The sequence below is a fragment of the Enterobacter sp. WCHEn090032 genome, assembly GCF_003986875.1.
In the GTDB taxonomy this organism is placed as follows: Bacteria; Pseudomonadota; Gammaproteobacteria; order Enterobacterales; family Enterobacteriaceae; genus Enterobacter; species Enterobacter sichuanensis.
Map to the genome: position 1 here is coordinate 15,799 of NZ_RXRN01000018.1, position 25,651 is coordinate 41,449.

The following is a 25,651-nucleotide window of genomic DNA, read 5'->3' on the forward strand; positions in this document are numbered from 1 at the left end:
ATAGTAGAGGATTGTTACTGGCAATTATCTTAATTGTTTAAAAATAGTGAGTTTAATCACAAGGATCAGCGCGCATCCTGCAGATACTGCCGCAGCCAGCGTCCGGCCACGCCGGGAGGGGATCGTTTATTCCACAGCAGATCGATGCCGATCGCCCGCGGCCAGCCTGGCACGTTGAGCTGTACCAGGGATTTCGCGGCGGCAAACTCATCCACCAGCGCGCAGGGCAACACGCACCAGCCAAATCCCTGTACCGCCATACTCAAGAGTAACAGGTAATTCGGTGCTGACCAGACGGGCCCGCGGGCGATCTCAGCCTCGCGCTCAAGATAGGTGCTCAGCCGCAGCTCCCGCCAGCCGTGCAGCTCGTCATGCTGAACGTCATCCTGCCCCGCCAGCGGGTGCGTGGTGGCAACATAGATCGCCATCCGGGTCTGCATCGGCAGGCGGGTGGCGCCGATATCGGTGGGGTAGCTGTCCCGGGCTTCCGTCAGTCCCACCTGGGCTCGCTCCTTTTGCAGCAGGTCGATCACATCCTCCTCCTCGCCAATCAGACATTCGAATTCCGTATGGGGAAAGCGGGCGTCAAACTGCTTCATCATCTCTTCCAGTACGTCCGGGTTGAGGGTATCGGAAAGGACAAACGTCAGACGCGCCTCGGTTTGCGCCGTTAGCGACACCGCCAGTTCGTCCAGCCGCGTGCTGGCGGCGAGAATGGCCTGCACATAGCCCAGCACTTGTTCCCCCTGGGCCGTTAACACCGGCTGGCGCGCCGAGCGGTCAAACAGCTCGAATCCCAGATCGGCTTCAAGATTGGCAATGGACGTGCTGATCGTCGACTGGCTTTTACGCAGCCGGCGAGCGGCCGCCGAAAAAGAGCCCGCCGCAACGGTCTCGACAAAGGCGGTAAGGGCTTCAGGTGAATAGCGCATAAACTATCTACTTTTACGATGGATACCATCTTTAATATATCAGCTTTAGCGATAAAAATAGGCAGCATCAACGCCCATACCGGCGAATTAATGAGGTCTATAACTATGCAACATCAGGATGCACTCCAACGTAAACTGCCGGAGCGGATCTTTCATGCTGTCTGTTTCGAAGGGATCGCGACGGCGATCCTCGCCCCCACCGCGGCCTGGCTTATGCAGCGTTCCGTGGTGGAGATGGGTGGGTTGACCATTATTCTGGCCACCACGGCTATGCTCTGGAACATTATCTATAACGTCGGCTTCGACCGTTTCTGGCCGGTTCAGCGCGTCACACGTACGGCAAAAGTGCGTACGCTGCATGCGCTGGGCTTCGAATGCGGGTTTATTGTGATTGGCGTATCGATTGTCGCCGCCGTGCTGGGGGTCACGCTGCTTCAGGCATTCACACTGGAAATAGGTTTCTTCCTGTTCTTCCTGCCGTACACCGTATTCTATAACTGGGCGTACGATGGCCTTCGCGAGAAATTTCTTAAGCGCCGCCAGCAGCGACGCGCTCTGGCAGGCTAAATCTCCTCTGGCCGGACGTCCGTTCCGGCCTGACCACTTCGAAGCAACTGCGCTCTCCAGGCATAACTATGGTAAATTGCACTCCATTCCGATGGTTTGATAGTTGATACGTTGCTCTAATGTCGAAAATTTGGTCAAAAGATGAGACTCTCTGGAGTTTCGCTCTCTACGGCACGGCCGTGGGCGCAGGAACGCTATTCCTGCCCATTCAGCTGGGCTCCGCAGGCGCTATTGTCCTGTTTATTACCGCCCTCGTGGCCTACCCCTTAACCTACTGGCCGCACCGGGCGCTGGCGCAATTTATCCTGTCGTCAAAAACAAAGGGCAATGAAGGGATCACCGGCGCCGTCTCGCACTACTACGGCAGGAAGATTGGCAATCTGATCACCACGCTCTATTTCATCGCCTTCTTTGTAGTGGTGCAGATTTATGCGGTGGCTATCACCAACTCGCTGACGGAACAGCTGGCGAAACACCTGACGGTAGACACCACCGTACGCGTGCTGGTCAGCCTGGGCGTGGTGCTGGTGCTTAATCTGATCTTCCTGATGGGACGGCATATCACGATAAAAGTGATGGGCTTCCTCGTGTTTCCGCTGATTGCCTATTTCCTGTTTGTCTCACTCTATCTGATCGGCAGCTGGCAGCCCTCGCTGCTCACCAGCCAGATGACCGTCGATCGCCATACGCTGCATCAGGTATGGATTTCGATTCCGGTGATGGTGTTTGCGTTCAGCCATACCCCGATTATCTCGACGTTTGCCGTTGACCGTCGCGAGAAGTTTGCCGATGGCGCGATGGATAAATGCAAGAAGATCATGAAGGTGGCATATCTGATTATCTGCCTGAGCGTGCTGTTCTTTGTCTTCAGCTGCCTGCTCTCTATCCCACCGTCGTACATTGTGACCGCCAAAGCGCAAGGGGTGACTATCCTGTCAGCGCTGTCGATGATGCCCTCGTCACCGGCATGGCTCGGTATTTCCGGGATTATTGTGGCGATTATTGCGATGTCGAAATCGTTCCTCGGCACCTATTTTGGGGTGATAGAAGGGGCGACGGAGATCGTGAGGTCGTCGCTCAACCAGGTGGGTGTGAAAAAGAGCCGCGCCTTTAACCGCGCAGTTTCTATTATGGGGGTGTCGTTCATCACCTTTGCCGTCTGCTGCATTAACCCGAACGCCATTTCGATGATTTACGCAATCAGCGGCCCGCTAATCGCCATGATCCTGTTTATCATGCCGACGCTGTCGACGTATCTGATCCCCTCCCTGAAACAGTACCGTTCCATGGGCAACCTGCTGACGCTTATCGTCGGCGTGCTGTGCGTGTCGGTGATGTTTGTAGGCTAATCCCCTTTCCTGCCCGGCGCGATGCCGGGCAGGCCATTCAGTCCCGGCCTGCTGCTTACAGCGGAAAAGGCCTGTCCTGCACCACCGTTTTCATAACAAGCGTTGAGCGAAGATGCTGCACACCGGGCATGGCGGAGAGCTTCTCGTCGTAGAGCTTCTGGAAAGCGGAAAGGTCGCGGGTCACGACGTGCATCAGATAATCAGGATCGCCAAACAGGCGCTGGGCCAGCACGATCTGCGGGATCTCCTCTACTGCCTCTTCAAACGCGCTAACCGCCTTGCGGTCACCCTCTTTCAGCGTCGCAAACACTATCGCCAGGAAGTTAAACCCCATTTTGGCGGGGTCAAGGCTGGCCCGGTATCCCGTTATGGCCCCGCTTTGCTCCAGCGCCCGCACGCGACGATGGCACGGCGAGAGGCTCAGATTCACCCGCTCAGCCAGCTCGGTAAGCGACAGGCGGCCGTCAGACTGCAGCTCAGCAAGAATTTTTCGATCAATGCTATCCATGTGGAAGATTTTCTCATTTTCACCGTGTTATGAGCATAACATTGAAAGCCTATTTCGCAGTGTTAGCGATATTCTTTTTCGCAACGTATAACGCACTGCGGGAGTATTTCAGGACGATGGAAATGAGTATTGTGGCCGGCTTTTGGGTGGTTTCTTTTCTGCTCATCATGACCCCGGGGGCCGACTGGGCCTACGCTATCAGCGCCGGGATCAACGGCCGCCGCGTGGTCCCGGCGGTGATGGGGCTAATGTCCGGGCATCTGCTAGCCACATTGGTTGTGGTGGCTGGCGTGGGGGTATTGATTGCTCAACATCCGCTGGCGTTAGCCGGGCTGACCGTGGCGGGAGCCCTGTATCTGCTGTGGCTTGGCATAACGTTATGGCGTCATCCTGCCGCACCGGAAAAGGCCACCCAACATGCGGGTAACTGGACGCAGTGGGCGGTGAAAGGACTCTGCATTAGCGGCCTAAACCCGAAGGTTTTTTTGCTGTTCCTGGCCCTGCTTCCGCAATTTACAGATCCAACCGGAAGCTGGTCGATAGCGATGCAGATGTCTGCGCTTGGGATGATGCATCTTATCACCTGTACCCTGGTCTACCTGCTGGTGGGGTATGGTTCGAAAGCGGTGCTGGCGGCCCGGCCACAGGCGGCGCGTCTGGTGAGCAGGGCATCGGGAGGGTTGATGGTGCTGATAGCGCTGGTATTGCTGTTTGAGCAGGTGAGATAACTGTCTTTTTTTGCCGGGTGGCGCTGCGCTTACCCGGCCTACATTTAACAACGATATCAATTAATTGCACAATTCATTGTAGGCCCGTGCAAGCGTAGCGCCGCCGGGCGAAACTCACGAATCGCACGTTGTCAGCAGTCTGAAATAACACCAGCCATCGCCGATGTTATTTACGCCCGAATATCGTCATATTCCCGCGTTTTATCAAACTCATGTTTCGCGAACGGGCACAGCGGAATAATTTTGCGGTTCTCACCGCGCATCTTCTCCACCACTTTCGCCACCAGCTGTTTACCGACGCCCTGCCCTTTCAGGCTCTCATCCACATCGGTATGCTCGATAATGCTCAGGTGCTCGCCGGTCGGCACGAAGACAATCTCTGCGACCTGATTGCCGTTCGCATCGTTCACGTAAAACTTGTTATGGCCTTCCAGAATATCCATGGTTCCTCGCTTATTTCTGGCGATACTTCAGCGCACCGCTCGGGCAGGTATCAATCACGCGTATAACCGTTTCAACGTCCACTTCATCGGGAATGATCCACGGCTTACGTTTCAGATTAAACAGCTTTGCGCTCCCACGCACGCAGTTACCGGAGTGTTTGCAGATCCCGGTGTTGAAGTAGACGTCAATTTTCTCGCCGGTATAGGCCCGGTAGCCCGCATCCAGTAGTTCTTTATCCATGACATTGCCTCTGTAATTATTATCGTGCTGAATGAAGAATAGCCTGACGGGATCCTTGTGGCTATAACGCCGAAAACGAAAAGCCAGGTCACAACTCTTTTCTCGCCAGATTGCGTCCGCTATTTGCACATGTCAGGCTCGGCAAATGTCACTTTTACAACACTGTCGCAGGTTGAATGAAACGCAGACTCTCATTTCAGGTAAAGCTGTTTTTAGCGCTGGTGTGCTTCTCCTGCCTGCTGTTAGTTCTGCTGGGAACCATCCTGTTTCATTTTATTGACCGGCAGCTTCATCACGATCTCGGCCAGCGCGCCCGGGTTCAGGCCAGCCAGATTGCGCTGATGCCGGGTCTGGCTGACAAGGTGGCCGCCAGAGATATTCCGGGCATCGCCCGGCTGATTCAGCCGCTGCGTGTCGAAAGCGATGCCAGCTATATTGTGATTGGCGATACCCGCGAGCAGCACCTCTACCATTCGGAATCTCCGGAGCGCATTAATTTACCGATGATCGGAGGGGATAACGCGGAGGTATTAAAGGGTAAAACCATCATTTCCGTGCGTCAGGGTGGGATTGGCGTGTCGCTGCGCAGCAAAGCGCCCATCTTCAACGCCCAGCATCAGGTCATCGGCATTGTCTCGGTCGGCTATCTGACGTCGTATATTGCCAACATTAACGCCCGCATTCTGTGGCAGTCCGGACTGTACGGCATTGCGCTTCTGCTGTTGCTGTTTATGTTCTCCTGGCTGTTTACCCGCAATTTAAAAAAACAGATGTTCCGGCTGGAGCCAAAAGATATCGCTCAGCTGGTTTTGCAGCAGCGGGCGCTATTAGAAGCCATGTATGAAGGGGTATTTGCCGTCAATGAAGAGAAGCAGCTGATTTTAATTAACCGCGCCGCCCGCGAAATGCTGGATATTCGTCAAAGTGAGAAAGAGCTTATCGGCAAACCGCTGGAAGACGTTCTGCAGACATCTCCGGGCTTTTTATCCCAGCGTTACGCCTCGGTGAGCAGCGGCAGCCATGACCAGATTGCCGTGCTGAACCAGCGGGAGGTGATCGTCAACCGCGTCGCCATTGAGGTCGAGCCCGGTGTTGAAAGCGGTTGGGTGTATAGCTTTCGCGACAAAAATGACATCAACACCCTCAGCAGCCAGCTTAGTCAGATCAAACGCTATGCGGATAACCTGCGCATTATGCGTCACGAACAGCTGAACTGGACCGCCACGCTGGTGGGCTTGCTGCAGATGAAACACTATGATGAGGCGATCCGTTACATCCAGGTGCAGTCAGAAGGCGCGCAGCGCGTACTGGACTTTGTCTCTGCCCGTTTTGTCTCCCCGGCGCTGTGCGGGCTGCTGCTGGGTAAATATGTCAGCGCGCGCGAAAAAGGCATCGAACTGCAGTTTGATCCCGCCTGCCAGCTCACCCGAATGCCTGCCGCGCTGAGTGAAACGGAGCTGATGTCCATTATTGGTAATCTGCTGGATAACGCCGTAGATGCGACCCTCAACGCCCAGGTCCACGCCCCGGTAGAACTCTACATCTCTGACCGTAACCAGGAGCTGCTGATCGAGGTGGCCGACAGAGGCTGCGGCGTGGAGGATGCGCTAAAGCCGCATATTTTCCGTCAGGGGTTCAGCAGCAAGCCGGAACGTGAAAACGACATTGTGGGCACCGAGCACGGTATTGGCCTGTTCCTGGTGGCAGGCTATATCGATAAGGCGGGCGGCAGTATTGAGATTGCCGATAACACGCCGCAGGGCACGATTTTTTCTGTGTTTATTCCGAATGGACAACAGCATGACCCGACCACTTGATGTTGTGATAGTTGAAGATGAGCCGCACCTGGCGGAGCTGCATCGCGAGTATATTGAGCAGAATTTTCATTTGCGCGTGGTGGGAATCGCCGCGTCGATTGAGCAGGCCTGCAGCCTGATTCGTCAGCATCAGCCGCGGCTTATCCTGCTGGATAACTATCTTCCGGACGGTAAAGGGGTGGAGTTAATCGATAACCCGCTGCTAAAAAGCTATGAATGCTCGGTGATCTTCATCACCGCCGCCAGCGATATGCAAACCTGCAGCCACGCCATGCGCAGCGGCGCGTTTGACTACCTGATAAAGCCCGTATTTTTCCAGCGTCTGCACGCTTCGCTGGAGCGGTTTATGCGCTTCATCCACACCGTGCAGCAGGTGAAGGTGGTCGACCAGCATGCGCTGGATCGCCTCTTTAACCTGCCGGCCGCGGAGTCCTCACCTGCGCCATCCACAAAGGGCATTGAACCCCAGACGCTGGAGCGGATTAAACGCCTGTTCGCCGACCATCCCGACAGTGCGATGTCGGTTGAAGAGGTGGTGGAAAACGTAGGGATCAGCAAAACCACGGGGCGTCGCTACCTTGAATACTGCGTGGAGAGCGGGTTGATTAATATCGAAATGCTGTATGGCAATATTGGCCATCCGCGCAGGTTATACCGCAAAGCCCCCGATAAACCGTAATCCGCAACCGTTCGTTGGCTAACGTTCGCGGATTTTATGGTGTTAATTGCTGAAACGACGGCGACAATCACACTTCGGAATCATTATCCGCTCCCCCCTATTGTGGGGAGAGCCCGATACGCTATGTTGACAATTAGTTCCTCAAATGTAACTAAAAGGTTAACTATAATGTCGAACACGTTCCGAATTTCTCTGCTTACCGCTACTGTACTGTTCTCTGCTTCTGCACTGTCCGCCTTGCCGCAGGGCTATCCTGCTGAGTACCAAAAAGTGGTCGATGCCGCCACGAAAGAGGGCAAGGTTGTCATTTATTCTACCACCGACATCAAAGCCGCCGGACCGCTGATCCAGGGCTTCGAACAAACCTACCCGGGCATCAAAGTCGAATACAACGACATGAACAGCACCGAGTTGTACAACCGTTTCATCAGCGAACAGGCCTCGGGCGGCGTGAGCGGCGACGTGGTCTGGAGCTCCTCGATGGACACCGGGCTGAAGCTCGCCACCGACTACGCCATGGAGTACAAATCCCCGGAACAGAGCCAGCTGCCGAAATGGGCGGTCTGGAAAGATAAGGCCTACGGCACCACCTATGAGCCGGTGGTCTTTATCTACAACAAGCGCCTGATCCCGGCGGGCGACGTGCCGGATTCGCACGCCGCGCTGGCGAAGCTTATCGCCAGCCAGACGGACAAATTCAAGAACAAAGTCACCACCTATGACATCGAAAAATCGGGTCTGGGCTTTATGCTCTCGGTGCAGGATCACAACGCCGATCCAAACTACTTTAAGACCCTGGCCGACGTCGCCAAAGGGGGCTTATCGGTGCAGTCGTCTACCGGCACCATGATGGAGCGTGTCTCCTCCGGTGAAAACCTGATCGGCTTTAATATCCTTGGATCCTATGCTGAAGCGCGTGCGAAGAACGATCCGTCACTCGGCATCGCCTATCCGAAGGATTACACCCTGGTGCTGTCGCGCGTGTCGTTCATCAGCCAGCAGTCGCAAAACAGCAATGCGGCCAAACTGTGGCTCGACTACGTGCTCTCTGAAAAAGGGCAAAGCATTCTGGCCAATCAGGCGGACATTCCGTCCATTCGTAACGATATCGAAGGGAAAAATGATATCGACGGCCTGACCAAAATCCTCGGCAACGCGCTGAAGCCGATCCCGGTTGATGAAACGCTGCTGGAATACCTGCAGCCGAAAAAACGCCTGGAGTACATCAAAGAGTGGCGTACCGCCGCCGGCAAATAAGCGTCTGAGCGCGGCGCAAGCCGCCGCGCTCCCTTATCGACCTGAGTTCGTTTTTCTGGGCTGCAATACCAGGGATACCCCATGAATACATTACGCAGAAAGTGGCAAAGCCTGCCGCGCGGCATCGTCGTGCTGATAACCGCTCTGGTTATCTATACGCCGCTGTCGTTTATCGTGATACAGAGCTTCCTGTCCGCCCCCTTCTTTTCGCCGTCAAAAGAGTGGAGCTTTGAATCATTTGATTTTATTTTCACCGACCCTGATTTTTATAAGGCCCTGAAGAGTGGCTTTATTCTGGCCTTCGGGCTGGTGTTTATCTCTATCCCGCTGGGCGGCGTGCTGGCCTTTTTGATGGTGCGTACCGACCTGCCCGGTCGCCGGTTGATTGAGCCGCTGATCCTGGTTCCGATTTTCGTTTCACCGATGGTTCTGGGCTTTGGCTACGTGGTGGCCGCCGGTCCGGTGGGCTTTCTCTCCCAGTGGGCTGAAGCGCTGATTGGCTTTGTGCCGTGGAACATCTACGACATGTCGAGCATTGTGGTCATTGCCGGCCTGACGCACGTCCCGCACGCTTATCTGTATATCTCGTCAGCGCTGCGCAGCGTGGGCTCCGATGTGGAAGAGGCCGCGCGCACCGCGGGCGCGTCTCCCTGGCAGGTAATGACCTCCGTCAGCCTGCCGATGGTGCGCCCGTCAGTGCTGTACGCCACCGTGCTGCTGTTCTTCCTCGGGCTGGAAGTGTTCGGCCTGATGCTGGTCCTCGGCGACCCGGAAGGCAACATGGTGCTGGCGACCTATCTCTACAAGCTGACGAACAAGATGGGTACCCCCTCCTATAACCTGATGGCAGCGGTTGCCGTGGTGCTGATCTGTATCACCATCCCGCTGGTGATGCTCCAGCGACGCCTGATGCGTACCGCCAACCGCTTCGTCACCATGAAGGGGAAGGCCTCGCAGGCCCGCGCGCTACCGCTGGGTAAATGGCGCTGGGTTGCTGGCGCGGTGATTGCCTTCTGGCTTACCGTGACCATCGGCGTTCCGCTGCTCGGCGTGGTATTGCGCGCGTTTATCTCCAACTGGGGCGTGGGCGTTTCGCTGTGGGATGAGCTTTCGCTGAACACCTTCCGCACCATCTGGGCGCAGCCCAACCTGCTGCGCGCCATTATCAACTCTATGGCGATCGGGGTGATTGGCGGTGCGCTGGCGGTAGTCTGCTATCTGTTTGTCGGTATTGCGATGCACCGTAAGCCGGACAACACCACGCGTTTCCTCGATTACAGCGTGCTGGTACCGCGCGCGGTGCCAGGCCTGCTGGCGGGCCTGGCCTTCCTGTGGGTGTTCCTGTTCCTGCCGATGTGGCTGGATAACTCGCTGAAATCCGGCTGGCTTTCCGGTTTTGCCTGGACTGACTGGATGCGCGAAAACGTCATCGTCTGGCTGCGTTCCCTTCGCAGTACCATTTTCAGCGTCTGGCTGGCCTATACCGTGGTGTGGATGGCCTACGGCCTGCGGCTTATCTCTTCCACGCTGCTGCAGGTGGGGCCGGAGCTTGAAGAGGCGGCGCGCAGCACCGGGGCGACGCGCGGACAGATCACCCGCCACGTCACCATTCCGCTCTCCCGCTACGGTCTTATCGGTTCGTGGCTGCTGATGTTCCTGATCTTTGAACGCGAATACTCAACGGGTGTGTACCTGCTGTCACCCGGCACGGAGACCATCGGCTCGATGCTGGTTTCCCTCTGGGCCGCAGGCGCCATTGATATCGTGGCGGCGCTCTCTTTCATTAACATCCTGCTTGTCGTGGTAGGTCTGGGCATTGCCCTTCGTTTCGGAGTGAAAATACATGATTGAATTAGCGGTTGACGATCTGCACTTAACCTACGGCGACAATCCTGTTTTAAAAGGTGTCTCCATGAACCTGAAGCGCGGCGAAGTGGTCTCTCTGCTGGGCCCATCCGGCAGCGGCAAAACCACCCTGCTGCGTGCCGTCGCGGGTCTGGAAAAGCCGACCCAGGGTTCGATTGTGATTGGTAAAAATAAAGTTTACGACGGCACGCCGCGCAGTGAGGTCCCGGCGGAAGAGCGTAACCTGGGGCTGGTGTTCCAGTCCTACGCCCTGTGGCCGCACAAAACCGTGTTTGAGAACGTGGCCTATCCGCTCAAGCTGCGCAAAGTTCCGGCCAAAGAGATCCAGCAGCGCGTGCAGGACGTGCTGGACCAGCTGGGTCTGGGCCATCTTGGCAAACGTCACCCGCACCAGCTCTCCGGTGGGCAGCAGCAGCGCGTGGCGATTGGCCGGGCGCTGGTCTACAACCCGCCGGTGATTTTGCTGGACGAGCCGCTTTCCAACCTCGACGCCAAGCTGCGCGAAGAGGCCCGCGTGTTCCTGCGCGAGCTGATTATCAAGCTCGGGCTATCGGCGCTGATGGTGACGCACGACCAGAATGAAGCGATGTCCATTTCCGATCGCATCCTTCTGCTGAACAACGGAAAGATCGAACAGCAAGGCACGCCACAGGAGATGTACGGCTCGCCGAAAACGCTGTTTACCGCCGAGTTTATGGGCAGCAACAATCGCCTGCACGGTAAGGTCACTGAAGTGCGCGACGGCAGAGCGCGCATCGAGGGCAAAGGCTGGGTGCTGTGGGGTCAGGCGGGCGAAGGGGTGCAGAGTGGTGATGACGCCACGGCGGTGATCCGCGTCGAGCGCGTCGCGGTGGTCGAGGGGCCTGGGGAAAACCAGCTTGAGCTGCCGCTGCTCACCAGCATGTATCTCGGCGACCGCTGGGAGTACCTGTTCCGTACGGCGGGGGATGACTTTGTGATCCGCGCGTACGGGCATGAGGTGCGGGATCCACAGCACTGCCATCTTTCGCTGCCGGAGAAGCATGTATGGGTGTTTCCTAAAAACTAATAAAAAGGCTGCGTAATGCAGCCTTTTTTATGTGCAGAAACAGGAATGGAAAAACAAAAGGGCAGCGTTCTTTTTTACTCTCTAAGTTCAGATTATTCTTAATATCATGGAAAATAGCTTTTACTTTTTAATGAATTATAAAAATGCAACCCGGCATAAATGATTCAGACTTTTGAAATATAGATCCCCCCTGACTATTCTCATTCGAGCCGATAAGAAGCAGGAAGTGAATACGATAATATCGTGAACTATTCACTCACCTTATCAGGCAAATAACCGAAGAGTTTTAAATTCACTCTTTTTGTATGGATATTTGAAAAGGTGTATTGACGCACCACGATGTCACAGGAGTAAGACATGAGCGAAAATTTAATCTGGTCAGGAAAAGTTGACGCTAAAAATGCCGAAGGAACAAACACAGGGATATTCCTCAAAGCGGGAGAGATAATTACCATTCTGGCCAGTGGTTGGGCCCGGAATGGGATTGAAACGTTTGCACTGACCGCCCCTCAGGGACGCATTCCCAGAGAGGGTGAAACGCTGACGGTACGTAATCCTTCGCTTCAGGCACGGATCGGTAAGGATGCCTGGCCAGTTGGCAACCATAAATATCGCTGGTCAGTTCCAGCTGAAGGCACTCTGACGCTGATTTTTGCCGACGGTAAAGACCAGTACAAAGATAATTCGGGTGAATTCAGCGTTGAAGTTTATCGCGAGGCGGATATTTCGGCCTCGACGGCAGCACCGTTTGAAGATTTAACCAACTTCGAACGTGATAACTGGAATAGCTGGCAGGCGGGACCGGCCGGGCACGATCTTTACCTGGTTGATGCCAGCACCCGCGCCGTCGAGTTCATTACCAATGCCAACAAAAACCACGCCGGCGTGATCCTCAAAAAGACGCTGGCAGGTCTTACTGCCGGGCATGAATATACCTGGACGGTGAAAGCTGCGCGCATTATTGGAAAATATGAAGCGCCAAAAATTTCTCTCCGTGCTGACGGCAAAGATATTTCCGCACCGTTAGAACTGAAGCAAGCGAACGAATGGATAACCCTGAGTGGTAAATTCAAAGCCACAGGCAGTAAAGCTGAACTCGAGGTAGTCAGCCATGTTGCAGCCAGTATGGGGAATGATTTCCGCATCAAGGAACTAAAAATTAAGGGTTAATCTCCTGAAATATCAGTTTTCTGTTCAGCGAGATGCTGGAGAGCCGTAAAAAATTGTGTAGCGCATATGATGAGATATGCGCTACACCAACAGGCAATAAACACACACGGCATTACTCTTTGTTATGTTGTCTATCTTCTCAGGATCGCCAGTGCGTTGAAACAAGACACGTCTCGATTAACGCCATCCGTAAGCAAGACGCTTACCGATTCCAGGTCAGGGTACCTGAGCGGAAGTAACATACTTCATGCCTAATAAACACCAATGGGGGATTCCGGGTTGCGAACCTGCGTTTGAAAAAGCGTATTCCTTTAATAAAAAGAGCATGGTGCCTGAAAAAGCACACCATGAAAGAGTCACTACCTGCATTGAGCAAAGCACTTCCCTGTTTAATTAAAAGGCAACGCAATAGTACTGCCGCACTATCAATAAATGATACAAGACCTGTCTGGTTAATTTACGGAACACTGAATCGCCGCGGATAAACGTGACTCTTTTGAACCGTGACTGGGCTGAACCTGCCCCATGCTAAAAACGCGGCATAGCGCTTTACTACGTGTTTGAATCACATATTGCTGCTTTGATTACGGAAAGCCCTTCGATTACTTGTGGTCTCGCGGATCAATTCCGTTTACTTTAATCTCTATTAATAAAGAACTGCCGGGTGGCAACCAACGGAGATGATAATTTGAGAACAGTTGAGATACTGCAATACACACTGCACAAAGGCACCGGAGCAGCTTTTCAAGCCATCATGCAGGAAATCAGTGTACCCCTTCACCAACGCCACAAGATCGATGTTGTTGCGTTTGGTAACTCGCTGCATGACCCGGATTGCTACTACCTTATCCGCGCCTTTGATAGTGCTGAAAGCATGGCTACGGTTCTTGAAACTTTTTACGCAAGTGCTGACTGGCGTAACGGTCCACGTGAAGACATTATTCGTAGCATCGAAACCAGCATTAAAACAGTGATGAATCTGCCATCAGAAAGTGTGGAAGGGCTGAGGGGATAATGGAAGCCGCACAATTTTTGGGGTTTAGCTCAAAAAATGGGTTAGCTTTTTATAATGCGGTGACTCTGGGGGCGAGTGTCTATAACATCTTCGGCTTAGCAAGGAAACCTGGGGCCTGGCAATTATTTCGTTGGTTGCCGCGTAATTACTACCGGAAAGTTGACACAATGAGCAAGCCCAGGCTAACGATGAAAATCGCTGGATATGGTGTCAAAGCGAAAGTGATTTTTGAGTTTCTGCAACTGATAACAGTTGATTAAGATTTATTCACCCTGCAGAATCGCCAGGATTTATAAGCAAGCACAGGCGGTTGTATAAAAATTGCAACCGCTGCTCCACAAGAAAGGCCAATAGCACCAGAGAAAACACTCTGCTCAGATGCGAATATCAACAGAAAAATGAATACAGCAAGGCAACCTGATACAACCCACACAGCGAGAATAAAACGCCTGGCCAAGTCCCTGATGGCATTCCCCAACGTTCCACTATAGCTTTCTACGTTGTTTTTTATCTTCTGCAAATCCGATGGAGAAAACCCTGAACGTAACAAAGCTTCATCAGTCACTTTCATATCGTCTTGTCCCTTATCCCCAGAAGTGTTTTCTCAATCGTTGATTGTGCAAGCAATCATAATGATGAACCTTACAGCAATCCAGCCGAAACTTTTCTGCAGACTCTATCTCCCCTTTCTTATCTTCTGGATGGTGCTAAGGAATTGCGTCGATTTAAAGTTAACGACCCATGATGTGACGTTTATGCTATTTATCAGATTCCAGACAATAGCAGCCGTAAAGCCCCATTAGTGGTACACACAGCAAGCGGAGCGTAGCACTGGCAGAGCCGAAGCTGTAGCTACCGGGGCATATTTCAGCAAACGCCTTACGCTGAATTGCTTGAACTTTCCCGCTAACAATATCGGCAAACCAAAAGTCAAACGTCCAACCAGCTTGCTCAAGCTCCAACCCCTGGTTCTCCGTATCTTGCTGAGTGGTAGAGACACGCCCGTAGCCGAAAATGGAGTTCGACATACTGGCGCTTCCCTGCGTCTTACTTTTTGTAGTAGCCCATGTCCGGCCTGATTTTAGTATTGGGATTAATCTCAGACTATCAATCATGCCGGGTCGGTTCAACCAATAGCGGACATTCAGTTATTCAGTTCCTTTGTTAGTTCTGCTTCACTAGTAGCAGCATCATAGCGCAGGTAAAAGAGATCACTATTCATCTGTTCAGCCTTCGTCCATATCTCCGCCTCCCTCGATCCGCCTCTCTGTCTGGTATAGCCCAACTTAGTCAAATAAGCCCTCAACGGCTCAATACCAGATACCCCCCTAAAAATGATCGTGTTTGAGGGGGCGTATCCATCGCCGGGGTACGATTCAAAGTAATAATCGTTCGATATACGCGGGGCCTTTTCAATATCTTTATCAGTCAGGGAGTGATAATTGAAAAAATCATTTTCAGTGTATGTGGTCGCTTCATTGATACCGGATGCAACAAAATAGACAAATAACCAGCAGAGGATAACAACCGTAATTAATACCAAGACGCTCCATTTAAATAATTTACGAATCATCACTTCACCTTTGTGTAACCAAGTGACATTCCATTGTCTGTAATAACTTTGACAATACCAGAGGTAAAATCATCCCACGGCCTCAGCCATGTCATAAAATGCGGCAGGTTCACCGTATACGGCTGGTGACGCACACACGGATCGTCAGGGTCAGGGAACAGAATCGGACGGAAACCATGATTTTTATGGGAACCAATAGCACCGTAATGATCCCAGCGACGAACAGCGGCATCATAACTGACGGGTTTAAGGCGGTAGCCGTACCGTCCCGGCATAATAGCTCGATGGAATCCGAACAGATCAGAAACCAAGTCTTCACCACTAAAGCCACTATCAGTGTACCAAGAGAAAGCTCGCAGGCTTTGCAAGCCTTCAAATCGAGCTGCTGTATTCATCATCATCGCCAGCATGATTCTGTTAATATCCTCGGTACTCCGGCCACGTTTAATCTCCCAGCGGGAGAGCTTGCCTACGCCGAATTGTGAATTGAATTTCACAAAGTGCATATCCTGCCGATACATCACTATGTAGGAAGGCTTACCGCTACGCTCCCCCGCGATAAACTGGCTTTTAAGCTCCATGATATCACTACCCCGAGCATGCCCCACGTCAACCCAGCCAAGCACCTCAGTATAAATGATCCCCCTGCGCAAAACGTCAAACTGCGCCCCATCCTTTATCTCCGCTCTGGTGCTCATCCTTCCATCTCCTTGAAAGATCTATGTTGCCAGTGTTATAGCCTATTTTTAAACCAGTCCAGACGGTAGGAAAAGCAAGCCTAATGCCCGATTGGTGATACAACATCAAGCGGAACGCAGCGACATCATCAGGGTTATGTCAGACAGCGGGGTTTATCAGGGCGCTCGTGTATCGCTAAGGAACCGTGAGCCAGACGGAGACAGAGCCTGCATATCGCTCGCAGGTACGAAAAAACTGTTTATTCCCTGCAACGTCATCTCGACGGGTGGCATAAGGGAGCATCGGGCAAAAAGTGCCTCGCTGTAAGTTTCAGGGAATCATGCCGGATGTGCGGCTTTCAGTTCATGTTGGGCTATCGCGGTATGACCAGTGGAACGACCGCCAGCGCTTTACTAAACTCCCTGTTCACCGTTCAACAAATCGCGACAACTTTCAGGGTAAATAGCGGTACTTTGGTCACATCGCCTTAGAGCTAACTCAATGAGTTACAAGGCTTTTAAAGGGCTGGAGCGGGCGAAGGGAATCGAACCCTCGTATAGAGCTTGGGAAGCTCTCGTTCTACCATTGAACTACGCCCGCTTTGAGGTGCGTAAGGCATTATAGACCTTACGCTTCTTCATACAAGCCTCTTCACCACTAACCGGCGATAAAATAATCACTTAGCACTTCGGTTTGCTGCCGGGCGCAGGAAGATAACGCTGCGGATCGATGGCCGTCGCCTTATAGCGGATCTGGAAATGCAGCTTCACCGTGTCCGTGCCTGTGCTGCCCATCGTGGCAATCTTCTGCCCTGCCTTCACGTTCTGTCCGTTGTTGACCAGCATGGTGTCATTGTGCGCATAGGCGGTGATGTAGTCCTCGCCGTGCTTAATCATGATCAGGTTACCGTAGCCGCGCAGCTGGTTACCGACATAAACCACCTTCCCGGCACCGGAGGCATAAACCGGCGTACCGCGTGCGGCAGCGATATCAATACCTTTGTTGCCACCTTCAGAAAGGGAGTACGGCAACACCACTTTACCGCTGGCCGGCCAGATCCAGCAGCGTTGACCAACCGGCGGCCAGGAAGACTGCGGCACCGCGTAAGACGGCGTCACTTTCGCGGTTTTGCCCTTCGAGGAGGATTTTTTGCCTGCGGACGAACCGCCGGAAACCTTCAGCTTCTGCCCCACCTCGATAGTGTAAGGCGGAGAGAGATTATTGAGCCGTGCCAGATCCTTCACGCTGGTCCCGGTCGCACGCGAAATGCGATACAGCGTATCCCCGCGCTTAACGGTATAGACCGAACCGGTATAGCTGCCCATATCCGATGATTTGCTTCCTGAACAGCCTGCCAGTAATAGCGTCAGCGTCAGACAAAAAATGGCGGTGATGGGTTTTCTCATCAGGCTTCCTGCAAACAAAACAGATCCTCGGTCAGCGTGAATGGCGCCCTATAATACCAGCCTGAAGAGTGAAGGGTCAGCCCTTTTCCGCTCCTGGAGACAAACCGTTCGTATAAGAATGCCGTATAATGCTGCTCTGCTGATGGTGCAGAACCATCCGCATCGTTGGCACTGGAGCAGGAATGAGTATTCAAGAACACGTTATTTTGGTAAACGACCAGGGAAAGGTGATCGGCACTCAGGAAAAGTACGCCGCGCACACGACCCAAACCCCTCTGCATCTGGCGTTCTCCTCCTGGTTGTTTAACGACAACGGTGAATGTCTGGTAACCCGGCGCGCGTTAAGCAAAAAAGCCTGGCCGGGCGTCTGGACGAACTCCGTCTGCGGGCATCCGCAATCGGGTGAAGAGACGCAAGAGGCCATTATCCGACGCTGCCGCTATGAGATCGGCGCTGAAATTACCGATATTACCCCCGTGGCGTCCGAGTTTCGTTACCGCGAAACCGATCCTTCCGGGATCGTTGAAAACGAGATTTGCCCGGTATTCGCAGCACGCATCACCAGCGAGCTGCGGATTAATCACGATGAAGTGATGGCGTTCGAATGGGTTACGCTGGAGTCGTTATTCCACGCCCTCGATGCCGCGCCCTGGAGCTTTAGCCCGTGGATGGTGCTGGAAGCGACGGCCGCGCGAGACGCCCTAAGAGCGTTCGCCGCGCAATAAAAAAGCCCCTTTCGGGGCTTTTTTTACGTCGGTTCGACTTATTTCACCGGGCGCATCGCCGGGAACAGGATCACGTCACGGATGGTGTGGCTGTTGGTAAACAGCATCACCATGCGGTCGATACCAATCCCCAGACCCGCCGTTGGTGGCAGACCGTGCTCCAGCGCGGTCACGTAGTCTTCGTCGAAGAACATCGCTTCGTCGTCGCCTGCCGCTTTCGCATCCACCTGGTCCTGGAAGCGCTGAGCCTGATCTTCCGCATCGTTCAGCTCGCTAAAGCCGTTGCCGATTTCACGGCCGCCGATGAAGAATTCAAAGCGGTCAGTGATCTCCGGGTTCTGGTCATTACGACGCGCCAGCGGAGAAACTTCAGCCGGGTACTCGGTGATGAAGGTCGGCTGAATCAGGTGCGCTTCGGCCACTTCTTCGAAGATCTCGGTCACGATACGACCCAGACCCCAGCTCTTCTCAACCTTGATGCCGATGCTTTCGGCGATCGCTTTTGCAGAATCGAAGTTATCCAGATCCGCCATGTTGGTTTCCGGACGGTATTTCTTGATACCTTCGCGCATGGTCAGTTTTTCGAACGGCTTGCCGAAATCGAAGACTTCTTCACCGTAAGGGACCTGGGTGGTGCCCAGAATATCCTGCGCCAGCGTACGGAACAGGGATTCGGTGAGTTCGATCAGGTCTTTATAATCTGCATACGCCATATAGAGTTCCATCATGGTGAACTCTGGGTTATGACGAACGGAGATACCTTCGTTACGGAAGTTACGGTTGATCTCGAACACGCGGTCAAAACCACCGACTACCAGACGCTTCAGGTACAGTTCCGGCGCGATACGCAGGTACATGTCCAGGTCCAGGGCATTGTGATGGGTGATGAACGGACGCGCAGACGCGCCGCCTGGGATCACCTGCATCATCGGGGTTTCCACTTCCATAAAGTCGCGGTTAACCATGAACTGGCGAATACCGGCCATGATCTGGGAGCGAATTTTGAAGGTCTTACGGGATTCATCGTTAGAGATGAGATCCAGGTAACGCTGACGATAGCGTGCTTCCTGATCCTGCAGGCCGTGGAATTTGTCCGGCAGCGGGCGCAGGGCTTTGGTCAACAGACGCAGCTCGGTGCAGTGGATAGACAGTTCACCGGTCTTGGTTTTGAACAGTTTACCTTTCGCGCCCAGGATATCGCCCAGGTCCCACTTCTTGAACTGCTCGTTGTAGATGCCTTCCGGCAGATCGTCACGGGACACGTACAGCTGAATGCGGCCACCGACGTCCTGCAAGGTCACGAAGGAGGCTTTACCCATGATACGGCGGGTCATCATGCGGCCTGCAACGGCCACTTCAACGTTCAGCGCTTCCAGCTCTTCGTTCTCTTTCGCGTCGAAGTCAGCGTGCAGTTGGTCTGAGGTATGGTCACGACGAAAATCGTTCGGGAACGGCACGCCCTGCTCACGCAGCGCTGCCAGCTTCTCGCGGCGGGTTTTCAGTTCGTTGTTAAGATCGACTACCGCGTCAGCGCCCTGTGCTTGTTGTTCAGACATGTTGGTTCCTCATAACCCTGCTTTCAAACTTGCTTCGATAAATTGGTCCAGGCTGCCGTCCAGCACCGCCTGCGTGTTGCGGGTTTCAACCCCGGTACGCAGGTCTTTGATGCGGGAGTCATCAAGGACGTAAGAACGGATCTGGCTGCCCCAGCCGATGTCAGACTTGTTATCTTCCATCGCCTGTTTCTCAGCATTTTTCTTCTGCATCTCCAGCTCATAAAGCTTCGCTTTCATCTGCTTCATGGCCTGGTCTTTGTTCTTATGCTGGGAACGGTCGTTCTGGCATTGCGTGACCAGCCCGGTTGGAATGTGGGTAATACGTACCGCAGATTCCGTACGGTTGACGTGCTGTCCGCCCGCGCCGGATGCGCGGTAAACGTCGATACGCAGGTCCGCCGGGTTGATTTCGATATCGATGTCTTCATCCACTTCCGGGTAAACAAAGGCGGAACTGAAGGAGGTATGACGACGGCCACCGGAGTCGAACGGGCTCTTACGCACCAGACGGTGTACGCCGGTTTCGGTACGCAGCCAGCCGTAGGCGTAGTCGCCAATGATCTTGATGGTGACGGACTTAATACCAGCCACTTCACCTTCAGACTCTTCGATAATTTCGGTTTTGAAACCGCGCGCTTCAGCCCAGCGCAGATACATACGCATCAGCATGCTGGCCCAGTCCTGCGCCTCGGTACCGCCTGAACCTGCCTGAATATCGAGATAGCAGTCAGCGCTGTCGTATTCGCCGGAGAACATACGACGGAATTCAAGCTGCGCCAGCTTCTCTTCCAGCACGTCGAGTTCTGCCACGGCTTCGTTAAAGGTTTCTTCGTCGTCGGCTTCTACAGCCAGCTCCAGCAAACCGGAAACATCTTCCAGCCCCTGAGCCATTTGATCCAGCGTATCTACGATAGCTTCGAGAGAGGAACGCTCTTTACCCAGCGCCTGTGCGCGTTCAGGTTCGTTCCAGACGTCCGGCTGTTCCAGCTCGGCGTTTACTTCTTCAAGACGCTCTTTCTTGGCATCGTAGTCAAAGATACCCCCTAAGAACGTCAGAGCGCTCCGTGAGGTCCTGAATACGGTTTTTTACCGGATTAATTTCAAACATGGTCTGTTTTCTTTTATGGACTAGTCAAAATGCGGTGATAAGAGCGGGATTGTACCGAATCCACGCCCTTTTTTATAGAGATTACTGCCGCTAAATTGGCCAGATATTGTCGATGATGATCTGAAGGGAGCGGTTACCACGAAACTCGTTGATATCCAGTTTGTACGCCAGTTCAACCTCGCGCACGCCGTTATCCGGCCATATCGACGTGTCCACGTTGAAGGCAATGCCGTCCAGCAGCGGCCCGCCGCCGACCGGCTCAACCATCACTTTAAGATGACGCTCGCCGACGATACGCTGCTGCAGCAGACGGAAACGACCGTCGAACAACGGTTCCGGGAACATCTGCCCCCAGGGCCCCGCATCGCGGAGCATTTGCGCCACCTCCATCGTCATCTCCAGCGGTGAGAGCTCGCCATCGGACACCACTTCTCCCTGCAACAGGGCCGGGTCAATCCAGTCGGTGACCAGCTCACCAAACAGACGCTGAAACTCGTCGAACTTCGCCTCTTCAAGGGACAAACCCGCCGCCATCGCATGGCCGCCGAACTTGATCATCAGACCCGGGTAGAGCGTATCGAGCCGCTCCAGCGCGTCGCGCATGTGCAGACCCTGAATCGAGCGGCCGGAGCCTTTCAGCGTGCCGTCGCCCGCAGGGGCAAAGGCAATCACCGGCCGGTGGAAACGCTCTTTAATGCGTGACGCCAGAATGCCGACCACGCCCTGATGCCACTCGGGATGATACATCGCCAGGCCGCCCGGCAAGGTATCGCCGCTGCGCTCGAGCTTTTCACACAGGGTCAGCGCTTCGGCCTGCATCCCCTGCTCTATCTCTTTACGGGTCTGGTTCAGGGCGTCCAGCTCGTTGGCCAGCACGCGCGCTTCACCGATGTTATCGCACAGCAGCAACGCAACCCCGACGGACATATCGTCCAGCCTTCCGGCAGCGTTCAGGCGCGGCCCGAGGGCAAAGCCGAGATCGCTTGCCGCCAGCTTGAGCGGGTCGCGGTTGGCAATCTCCAGCAGCGCCTTGATCCCCGGACGGCATTTACCTGCCCGGATACGGCTTAAGCCCTGCCAGGTCAGGATACGGTTATTGGTATCGAGCGGGACCACGTCCGCGACGGTACCCAGCGCCACCAGGTCGAGGTATTCGGCCAGGTTGGGTACGGCAATCCCGCGGGATTCAAACCAGCCTTTATCACGCAGCAGCGTGCGCAGCGCCAGCATCAGATAAAACGCCACGCCTACGCCCGCGAGAGATTTAGAGGGAAATTCACAGTCGCGCAGGTTTGGGTTAACGATCGCTTCCGCCGCAGGCAGCGTTTCGCCCGGCAGGTGGTGATCGGTGACCAGCACCGGGATCCCCAGCTGATGGGCATGATCGACCCCCGCATGGGAGGAGATGCCGTTATCCACGGTCATGATCATCTGCGCACCGCGGGCGTGGGCCTGATCGACCACTTCCGGGCTGAGGCCATAGCCGTCTTCAAAACGGTTCGGCACAAGATAGGTAACGTTATCGCAGCCCAGCGCGCGCAGGCTGAGTACGCTCAGCGCGGTGCTGGTTGCGCCGTCGGCATCGAAATCCCCTACCACCACAATGCGCGTGCCTTCGCGCAGCGCGTCGTAGAGCATCCCGGTCGCTTTTTCGATACCGTTCAGCTGCTGCCAGGGCAGCATCCCTTTCACGCTGCGTTCAAGATCCTCAGCACGGCGCACGCCGCGGCTGGCATAGAGGCGCTTCAGCAGCGGTGAGAGATCGTCTGGCAAATCAACCGGTTCAACCGCCTCGCGGCGGCGCAATTTTATGGGGGCTTTCACGCGGATTATTTACCACCAAACTGTTTCTGGTGGGCATCGAGGAATTCTTTCATCTCTTTCGGTCCCTGATAGCCCGGAACAACGTAACCGTTGCTCAGCACAATCGCAGGCGTACCGTTCACGCCAAACTGCACACCCAGCGCGTAGTGGTTAGCAATGTCGATGTCGCAGGACGCTGGCTTAATCTCTTTCCCGCTCATCGCATCATCAAACGCTTTGTTGCGGTCTTTCGCACACCAGATAGCCTTCATGTCCTTCTCCGGCTGGCTCTGCACGCCTGCACGCGGGAAAGCCAGGTAACGCACGGTAATGCCCAGCGCGTTGTAGTCTTTCATCTCTTCATGCAGCTTGTGGCAGTAGCCGCAGGTGATGTCGGTGAAGACGGTAATAACGTGTTTTTCCTGCGCCGCTTTATAGACGATCATCTCTTTTTCGAGCGCGTTCAGGTTTTTCATCAGCAGCTGGTTGGTGACGTTGACCGGCTGCGCGCCGCTCACATCGTACAGCGGGCCCTGAATCATATGTTTGCCGTCTTCGGTGACGTACAGCACACCGCTGTTGGTCAGCACCGTTTTCAGGCCGGCAACCGGGGCTGGCTGAATATCGCTACTGGTGACGCCAAGCTTCGCCAGCGACTGTTTAATGGCGGCGTCATCCGCATGGGCGAAACCGGTAAATGAGGCTGCCAGCAGGGTGAACAGCGCGAAAGACTTTTTCATAGTTGATCCTGTTACAATTCGTCGGCACTCACGCTCGAGGGTGGTGCTGTTGGTGTAGCTGCCGCAGGCGTTCCGTCGCGACATGGGTGTAAATTTGCGTCGTGGAAAGATCGCTGTGTCCCAGCAGCATCTGCACCACGCGCAGATCGGCGCCATGGTTCAGCAGATGCGTCGCAAAGGCGTGACGCAATACGTGCGGCGACAGCTTTTCACTGTCGATACCCGCCAGTGTGGCGTAATGCTTGATGCGATGCCAGAACGTTTGCCGCGTCATCTGCTGGGCGCGCTGGCTCGGGAACAGGACGTCGATAGACGCACCGTTGAGCAACCACGGACGGCCGTGCTCCAGGTACGTTTCCAGCCAGTACACCGCCTCTTCACCCAGCGGTACCAGCCGTTCCTTGTTACCTTTACCTATCACGCGCACCACGCCCTGACGCAGGCTGATATCGCTCATCGTCAGGCCAACCAGTTCCGAAACGCGCAAGCCGGTAGCATACAATAGCTCAAGCATGGCTTTATCGCGTAACTCCAGCGGCAGGTCAACTGCCGGTGACTGTAATAATCTCTCAACTTGTGCTTCGCTGAGATCTTTCGGCAGCCGCTGCGGGAGTTTCGGCGATGCCAGCAGCGCACTGGGATCGTCTTCGCGGATCTTCTCCCGGTAAAGGTGCTGGAACAGCCGACGCATAGCGCTGAGCAAACGTGCGGAACTGGTGGCTTTGTATCCCCCCGCGATACGTTCCCCGAGCAGCGCCTGCAGGTCGTCACTTTGCGCGCTCGCAAGGGATAACCCCCGGTGCGCCAGCCACTCCACCAGCATGGTGAGATCGCGACGGTAGGCACTGAGGGTATTCTCGGCCAGATTTTTCTCCAGCCACAGTGCATCGAGAAACTGTTCGATCAGTGCGAGATCCTTTTCCACGTCAGCCCCTTTGATTCTGCAGTCAGGCCATTATGCCTGATTGTGACCGGTTTCTGGTACACTACGCGCAAAGTCAACGCAAGAATTGAGATAGTTACGCGATGAATATTGGTCTGTTCTATGGTTCCAGCACCTGCTACACCGAAATGGCGGCAGAAAAAATTCGCGACATCATTGGCCCGGAACTGGTGACGTTGCATAACCTGAAAGATGACGCGGTCGCGCTGATGGAACAGTACGATGTGCTGATCCTCGGCATCCCAACCTGGGATTTCGGTGAAATACAGGAGGACTGGGAAGCCATCTGGGATCAGCTCGATTCAGTCAATCTTGACGGCAAAATCGTTGCCATGTACGGCATGGGGGATCAGCTGGGTTACGGGGAGTGGTTCCTGGATGCCCTGGGCATGCTGCATGATAAGCTGGCGCCGAAAGGGGTGTCGTTTATCGGCTACTGGCCAACCGAAGGTTATGAGTTCACCAGTAAAAAACCGATTATTGCCGACGGCGAACTGTTTGTCGGGCTCGCGCTGGATGAAACCAACCAGTACGATCTCAGCGATGAACGCCTGCAAACCTGGTGCGAGCAGATTCTGGGCGAAATGGCGGAAAAGTTTAGCTAACGCGCATTACCCCTGCGTCGTCTGTTGCAACAGCATACGGCGCAGGTCTCGCCACTCGGCCGCATCCATACTGTCAGCGGCCAGCCACAGATGCTGGCAACGTCCGCCTTCTACCTTGCGTAACCGTAACATCATGCCAGTATTGAGCATCCAGGGCATACCGAGGATATCCCACTCTGTTCCCTGCCAGCGCAGGCGGGAATCCATCAGTAATTTGATCTCTCCCTGACGGGCATTGATGCGGCGCTGGCTGCGTACGCTGTCAAATACGACAAACGACAGTAGCAGCAGCCACAGCGGCGTGTAGCTCAGCGGCCATGGCATCAGCAGCACAATGGCCGCAACCAGGCCGTGGAGCAATAACGACATCCACTGCGAGCGCCATGAGACGCGAAGATCAGATTGCCACAGGACCACGTTCCCGATTCCGTGTTTGAATTAATTGCACCATCCGTTGCAACTCGGTGTCGGCGGGTTTGCCGTGGTTCATCAGCCAGTTGAATAAATCCGGATCGTCAGACTCAAGCAGGCGAACAAACAGATGCTTATCCTCATCGCTTAAGCTGTCATACTCATATTCAAAGAAAGGCATGATGGAAATATCAAGCTCACGCATGCCGCGACGACACGCCCAGTGGATACGGGCCTTGTTGTTAATATCCATGTTCAGTTTCCTGCATTACGTTTGGCACAGTCGGCGCCCCGTTCAGTGTTCTTTATTTCTCTTCGGGGACACTCGTTAGTGTAACGTGTTTTTGACCGTTTCTTTACTGGAATATTGCGATCAACGAGTCAGCTTCCAGAATAAACCCTACGAAGACAGCGGATTACACTATTTTGCGTGGCGCTACGCATAAGCGGTTTAAGGCACAAATGGCCTGTTGAAAGCGCTTG

At 54.3% G+C, this 25,651-nt stretch carries 28 protein-coding genes, 1 tRNA gene and 1 pseudogene; 13 read left to right on the forward strand and 17 right to left on the reverse strand.

The window, feature by feature from the left end:
- Positions 1-65: 65 nt before the first annotated feature.
- Positions 66-932 (reverse strand): LysR family transcriptional regulator, encoded by an 867-nt coding sequence (locus EKN83_RS15620; RefSeq protein WP_047959407.1) that lies wholly within the window; start codon positions 930-932, stop codon positions 66-68.
- Between the two features lie 105 nt (positions 933-1,037).
- Between EKN83_RS15620 and EKN83_RS15625 the strand changes: the two genes are divergently transcribed.
- Together EKN83_RS15625 and EKN83_RS15630 are read left to right on the forward strand one after the other, a co-directional pair.
- Entirely contained in the window at positions 1,038-1,499 is a 462-nt protein-coding gene (locus EKN83_RS15625) for a multidrug/biocide efflux PACE transporter (protein WP_025757786.1), read from the forward strand.
- 119 nt (positions 1,500-1,618) lie between these two features.
- Entirely contained in the window at positions 1,619-2,848 is a 1,230-nt protein-coding gene (locus EKN83_RS15630; protein ID WP_025757784.1) for an amino acid permease, read from the forward strand.
- A gap of 55 nt (positions 2,849-2,903) precedes the next feature.
- Here the strand turns inward: EKN83_RS15630 and EKN83_RS15635 are convergent, their stop codons facing one another.
- A complete protein-coding gene (locus EKN83_RS15635) occupies positions 2,904-3,356 on the reverse strand; it encodes an Lrp/AsnC family transcriptional regulator (RefSeq protein WP_021242030.1) in 453 nt (150 codons plus the stop codon).
- A gap of 116 nt (positions 3,357-3,472) precedes the next feature.
- On the opposite strand from EKN83_RS15635, the gene EKN83_RS15640 reads away from it, so the two are divergent.
- Positions 3,473-4,084 carry a LysE family translocator gene (locus tag EKN83_RS15640; protein ID WP_126801255.1) on the forward strand — a complete coding sequence of 204 codons (612 nt, stop codon included), beginning with the start codon at positions 3,473-3,475 and terminating at the stop codon, positions 4,082-4,084.
- A gap of 170 nt (positions 4,085-4,254) precedes the next feature.
- Here the strand turns inward: EKN83_RS15640 and EKN83_RS15645 are convergent, their stop codons facing one another.
- Together EKN83_RS15645 and yjdI are read right to left on the reverse strand one after the other, a co-directional pair.
- Positions 4,255-4,527, reverse strand: a complete 273-nt coding sequence (locus tag EKN83_RS15645; protein WP_008499687.1) for a GNAT family N-acetyltransferase — start codon at positions 4,525-4,527, stop codon at positions 4,255-4,257.
- Between the two features lie 10 nt (positions 4,528-4,537).
- On the reverse strand, positions 4,538-4,768 hold the full coding sequence (yjdI, locus tag EKN83_RS15650) for a 4Fe-4S mono-cluster protein YjdI (protein WP_014071635.1): 231 nt from the start codon (positions 4,766-4,768) through the stop codon (positions 4,538-4,540).
- 176 nt (positions 4,769-4,944) lie between these two features.
- On the opposite strand from yjdI, the gene EKN83_RS15655 reads away from it, so the two are divergent.
- The 8 genes from EKN83_RS15655 to EKN83_RS15690 all read left to right on the forward strand — a co-directional run bounded on the left by EKN83_RS15655 (position 4,945) and on the right by EKN83_RS15690 (position 13,880).
- Positions 4,945-6,585 (forward strand): sensor histidine kinase, encoded by a 1,641-nt coding sequence (locus tag EKN83_RS15655; RefSeq protein WP_126801256.1) that lies wholly within the window; start codon positions 4,945-4,947, stop codon positions 6,583-6,585.
- Positions 6,569-7,264, forward strand: coding sequence for a response regulator (locus EKN83_RS15660; RefSeq protein ID WP_025757780.1), 696 nt, complete (start codon positions 6,569-6,571; stop codon positions 7,262-7,264). The genes EKN83_RS15655 and EKN83_RS15660 overlap by 17 nt, the downstream gene beginning before the upstream one ends.
- Before the next feature lie 168 nt (positions 7,265-7,432).
- Positions 7,433-8,521 (forward strand): ABC transporter substrate-binding protein, encoded by a 1,089-nt coding sequence (locus EKN83_RS15665; RefSeq protein ID WP_045285838.1) that lies wholly within the window; start codon positions 7,433-7,435, stop codon positions 8,519-8,521.
- 81 nt (positions 8,522-8,602) lie between these two features.
- Positions 8,603-10,372: an ABC transporter permease gene (locus EKN83_RS15670; protein ID WP_025757776.1), complete on the forward strand. Its 1,770-nt coding sequence runs from the start codon at positions 8,603-8,605 to the stop codon at positions 10,370-10,372.
- Positions 10,365-11,435: an ABC transporter ATP-binding protein gene (locus EKN83_RS15675; RefSeq protein WP_126801257.1), complete on the forward strand. Its 1,071-nt coding sequence runs from the start codon at positions 10,365-10,367 to the stop codon at positions 11,433-11,435. The genes EKN83_RS15670 and EKN83_RS15675 overlap by 8 nt, the downstream gene beginning before the upstream one ends.
- A 357-nt stretch (positions 11,436-11,792) precedes the next feature.
- A complete protein-coding gene (locus EKN83_RS15680) occupies positions 11,793-12,605 on the forward strand; it encodes a LecA/PA-IL family lectin (protein WP_126801258.1) in 813 nt (270 codons plus the stop codon).
- 688 nt (positions 12,606-13,293) lie between these two features.
- Positions 13,294-13,620, forward strand: coding sequence for an NIPSNAP family protein (locus tag EKN83_RS15685; RefSeq protein ID WP_126801274.1), 327 nt, complete (start codon positions 13,294-13,296; stop codon positions 13,618-13,620).
- Positions 13,620-13,880: a DUF4225 domain-containing protein gene (locus EKN83_RS15690; RefSeq protein ID WP_333088523.1), complete on the forward strand. Its 261-nt coding sequence runs from the start codon at positions 13,620-13,622 to the stop codon at positions 13,878-13,880. The genes EKN83_RS15685 and EKN83_RS15690 overlap by 1 nt, the downstream gene beginning before the upstream one ends.
- Here the strand turns inward: EKN83_RS15690 and EKN83_RS15695 are convergent.
- The 6 genes and pseudogenes from EKN83_RS15695 to actS all read right to left on the reverse strand — a co-directional run bounded on the left by EKN83_RS15695 (position 13,877) and on the right by actS (position 17,295).
- Positions 13,877-14,191, reverse strand: coding sequence for a hypothetical protein (locus tag EKN83_RS15695; protein ID WP_025757771.1), 315 nt, complete (start codon positions 14,189-14,191; stop codon positions 13,877-13,879). The two genes, EKN83_RS15690 and EKN83_RS15695, sit on opposite strands and share 4 nt — an antisense overlap.
- Positions 14,192-14,483: 292 nt before the next feature.
- Positions 14,484-14,648: pseudogene (locus tag EKN83_RS15700) on the reverse strand (recombinase family protein); the annotation flags it as partial.
- A 116-nt stretch (positions 14,649-14,764) separates the two neighbouring features.
- Positions 14,765-15,193 (reverse strand): hypothetical protein, encoded by a 429-nt coding sequence (locus EKN83_RS15705; RefSeq protein ID WP_312845071.1) that lies wholly within the window; start codon positions 15,191-15,193, stop codon positions 14,765-14,767.
- A complete protein-coding gene (locus tag EKN83_RS15710; protein ID WP_126801259.1) occupies positions 15,193-15,891 on the reverse strand; it encodes a hypothetical protein in 699 nt (232 codons plus the stop codon). Before EKN83_RS15710 ends, EKN83_RS15705 begins: the two co-directional genes overlap by 1 nt.
- A 506-nt stretch (positions 15,892-16,397) precedes the next feature.
- A tRNA-Gly gene (locus tag EKN83_RS15715) sits at positions 16,398-16,471 on the reverse strand.
- A gap of 80 nt (positions 16,472-16,551) precedes the next feature.
- A complete protein-coding gene (gene actS / locus EKN83_RS15720) occupies positions 16,552-17,295 on the reverse strand; it encodes an amidase activator ActS (protein WP_375166458.1) in 744 nt (247 codons plus the stop codon).
- A gap of 164 nt (positions 17,296-17,459) precedes the next feature.
- Here actS and idi point away from each other — a divergent pair, with 164 nt between their 5' ends.
- On the forward strand, positions 17,460-18,002 hold the full coding sequence (gene idi, locus EKN83_RS15725; RefSeq protein ID WP_025757767.1) for an isopentenyl-diphosphate Delta-isomerase: 543 nt from the start codon (positions 17,460-17,462) through the stop codon (positions 18,000-18,002).
- Between the two features lie 38 nt (positions 18,003-18,040).
- On the opposite strand, the gene lysS is transcribed toward idi, so the two are convergent.
- The 5 genes from lysS to xerD form a co-directional block, all read right to left on the reverse strand.
- Positions 18,041-19,558, reverse strand: a complete 1,518-nt coding sequence (gene lysS / locus EKN83_RS15730) for a lysine--tRNA ligase (RefSeq protein ID WP_126801260.1) — start codon at positions 19,556-19,558, stop codon at positions 18,041-18,043.
- Between the two features lie 9 nt (positions 19,559-19,567).
- Positions 19,568-20,666, reverse strand: a protein-coding gene (gene prfB / locus EKN83_RS15735) for a peptide chain release factor 2 (RefSeq protein ID WP_095908218.1) whose coding sequence is annotated in 2 segments (ribosomal slippage) — positions 19,568-20,590 and positions 20,592-20,666 — 1,098 coding nt in all. Because the reading frame shifts where the segments join, the coding sequence is not laid out codon by codon here.
- A gap of 90 nt (positions 20,667-20,756) precedes the next feature.
- The gene (recJ, locus tag EKN83_RS15740; protein WP_126801261.1) at positions 20,757-22,490 is read right to left on the reverse strand and encodes a single-stranded-DNA-specific exonuclease RecJ; all 1,734 of its coding nucleotides are present in this window, start codon (positions 22,488-22,490) and stop codon (positions 20,757-20,759) included.
- Positions 22,491-22,495: 5 nt separating this feature from the next.
- Complete coding sequence (gene dsbC, locus EKN83_RS15745; protein WP_025757763.1) at positions 22,496-23,209, reverse strand: bifunctional protein-disulfide isomerase/oxidoreductase DsbC; 714 nt, start codon at positions 23,207-23,209, stop codon at positions 22,496-22,498.
- A 28-nt stretch (positions 23,210-23,237) separates the two neighbouring features.
- Positions 23,238-24,134, reverse strand: a complete 897-nt coding sequence (xerD, locus tag EKN83_RS15750; protein ID WP_028016949.1) for a site-specific tyrosine recombinase XerD — start codon at positions 24,132-24,134, stop codon at positions 23,238-23,240.
- Positions 24,135-24,235: 101 nt separating this feature from the next.
- On the opposite strand from xerD, the gene fldB reads away from it, so the two are divergent.
- Positions 24,236-24,757 carry a flavodoxin FldB gene (fldB, locus tag EKN83_RS15755; RefSeq protein WP_025757760.1) on the forward strand — a complete coding sequence of 174 codons (522 nt, stop codon included), beginning with the start codon at positions 24,236-24,238 and terminating at the stop codon, positions 24,755-24,757.
- A gap of 6 nt (positions 24,758-24,763) precedes the next feature.
- On the opposite strand, the gene EKN83_RS15760 is transcribed toward fldB, so the two are convergent.
- Together EKN83_RS15760 and sdhE are read right to left on the reverse strand one after the other, a co-directional pair.
- Positions 24,764-25,174: a protein YgfX gene (locus EKN83_RS15760; RefSeq protein ID WP_025757758.1), complete on the reverse strand. Its 411-nt coding sequence runs from the start codon at positions 25,172-25,174 to the stop codon at positions 24,764-24,766.
- Positions 25,155-25,421 carry an FAD assembly factor SdhE gene (gene sdhE / locus EKN83_RS15765; protein WP_025757757.1) on the reverse strand — a complete coding sequence of 89 codons (267 nt, stop codon included), beginning with the start codon at positions 25,419-25,421 and terminating at the stop codon, positions 25,155-25,157. Before sdhE ends, EKN83_RS15760 begins: the two co-directional genes overlap by 20 nt.
- Positions 25,422-25,651: the final 230 nt, after the last annotated feature.

Coding starts and splice junctions, on each gene's coding strand:
- EKN83_RS15620 (WP_047959407.1), bottom strand. CDS start 932: ATGCGCTATTCACCTGAAGCCCTTACCGCCTTTGTCGAGACCGTTGCG.
- EKN83_RS15625 (WP_025757786.1), top strand. CDS start 1,038: ATGCAACATCAGGATGCACTCCAACGTAAACTGCCGGAGCGGATCTTT.
- EKN83_RS15630 (WP_025757784.1), top strand. CDS start 1,619: ATGTCGAAAATTTGGTCAAAAGATGAGACTCTCTGGAGTTTCGCTCTC.
- EKN83_RS15635 (WP_021242030.1), bottom strand. CDS start 3,356: ATGGATAGCATTGATCGAAAAATTCTTGCTGAGCTGCAGTCTGACGGC.
- EKN83_RS15640 (WP_126801255.1), top strand. CDS start 3,473: ATGGAAATGAGTATTGTGGCCGGCTTTTGGGTGGTTTCTTTTCTGCTC.
- EKN83_RS15645 (WP_008499687.1), bottom strand. CDS start 4,527: ATGGATATTCTGGAAGGCCATAACAAGTTTTACGTGAACGATGCGAAC.
- yjdI (WP_014071635.1), bottom strand. CDS start 4,768: ATGGATAAAGAACTACTGGATGCGGGCTACCGGGCCTATACCGGCGAG.
- EKN83_RS15655 (WP_126801256.1), top strand. CDS start 4,945: ATGAAACGCAGACTCTCATTTCAGGTAAAGCTGTTTTTAGCGCTGGTG.
- EKN83_RS15660 (WP_025757780.1), top strand. CDS start 6,569: ATGACCCGACCACTTGATGTTGTGATAGTTGAAGATGAGCCGCACCTG.
- EKN83_RS15665 (WP_045285838.1), top strand. CDS start 7,433: ATGTCGAACACGTTCCGAATTTCTCTGCTTACCGCTACTGTACTGTTC.
- EKN83_RS15670 (WP_025757776.1), top strand. CDS start 8,603: ATGAATACATTACGCAGAAAGTGGCAAAGCCTGCCGCGCGGCATCGTC.
- EKN83_RS15675 (WP_126801257.1), top strand. CDS start 10,365: ATGATTGAATTAGCGGTTGACGATCTGCACTTAACCTACGGCGACAAT.
- EKN83_RS15680 (WP_126801258.1), top strand. CDS start 11,793: ATGAGCGAAAATTTAATCTGGTCAGGAAAAGTTGACGCTAAAAATGCC.
- EKN83_RS15690 (WP_333088523.1), top strand. CDS start 13,620: ATGGAAGCCGCACAATTTTTGGGGTTTAGCTCAAAAAATGGGTTAGCT.
- EKN83_RS15695 (WP_025757771.1), bottom strand. CDS start 14,191: ATGAAAGTGACTGATGAAGCTTTGTTACGTTCAGGGTTTTCTCCATCG.
- EKN83_RS15705 (WP_312845071.1), bottom strand. CDS start 15,193: ATGATTCGTAAATTATTTAAATGGAGCGTCTTGGTATTAATTACGGTT.
- EKN83_RS15710 (WP_126801259.1), bottom strand. CDS start 15,891: ATGAGCACCAGAGCGGAGATAAAGGATGGGGCGCAGTTTGACGTTTTG.
- idi (WP_025757767.1), top strand. CDS start 17,460: ATGAGTATTCAAGAACACGTTATTTTGGTAAACGACCAGGGAAAGGTG.
- lysS (WP_126801260.1), bottom strand. CDS start 19,558: ATGTCTGAACAACAAGCACAGGGCGCTGACGCGGTAGTCGATCTTAAC.
- dsbC (WP_025757763.1), bottom strand. CDS start 23,209: ATGAAAAAGTCTTTCGCGCTGTTCACCCTGCTGGCAGCCTCATTTACC.
- fldB (WP_025757760.1), top strand. CDS start 24,236: ATGAATATTGGTCTGTTCTATGGTTCCAGCACCTGCTACACCGAAATG.
- sdhE (WP_025757757.1), bottom strand. CDS start 25,421: ATGGATATTAACAACAAGGCCCGTATCCACTGGGCGTGTCGTCGCGGC.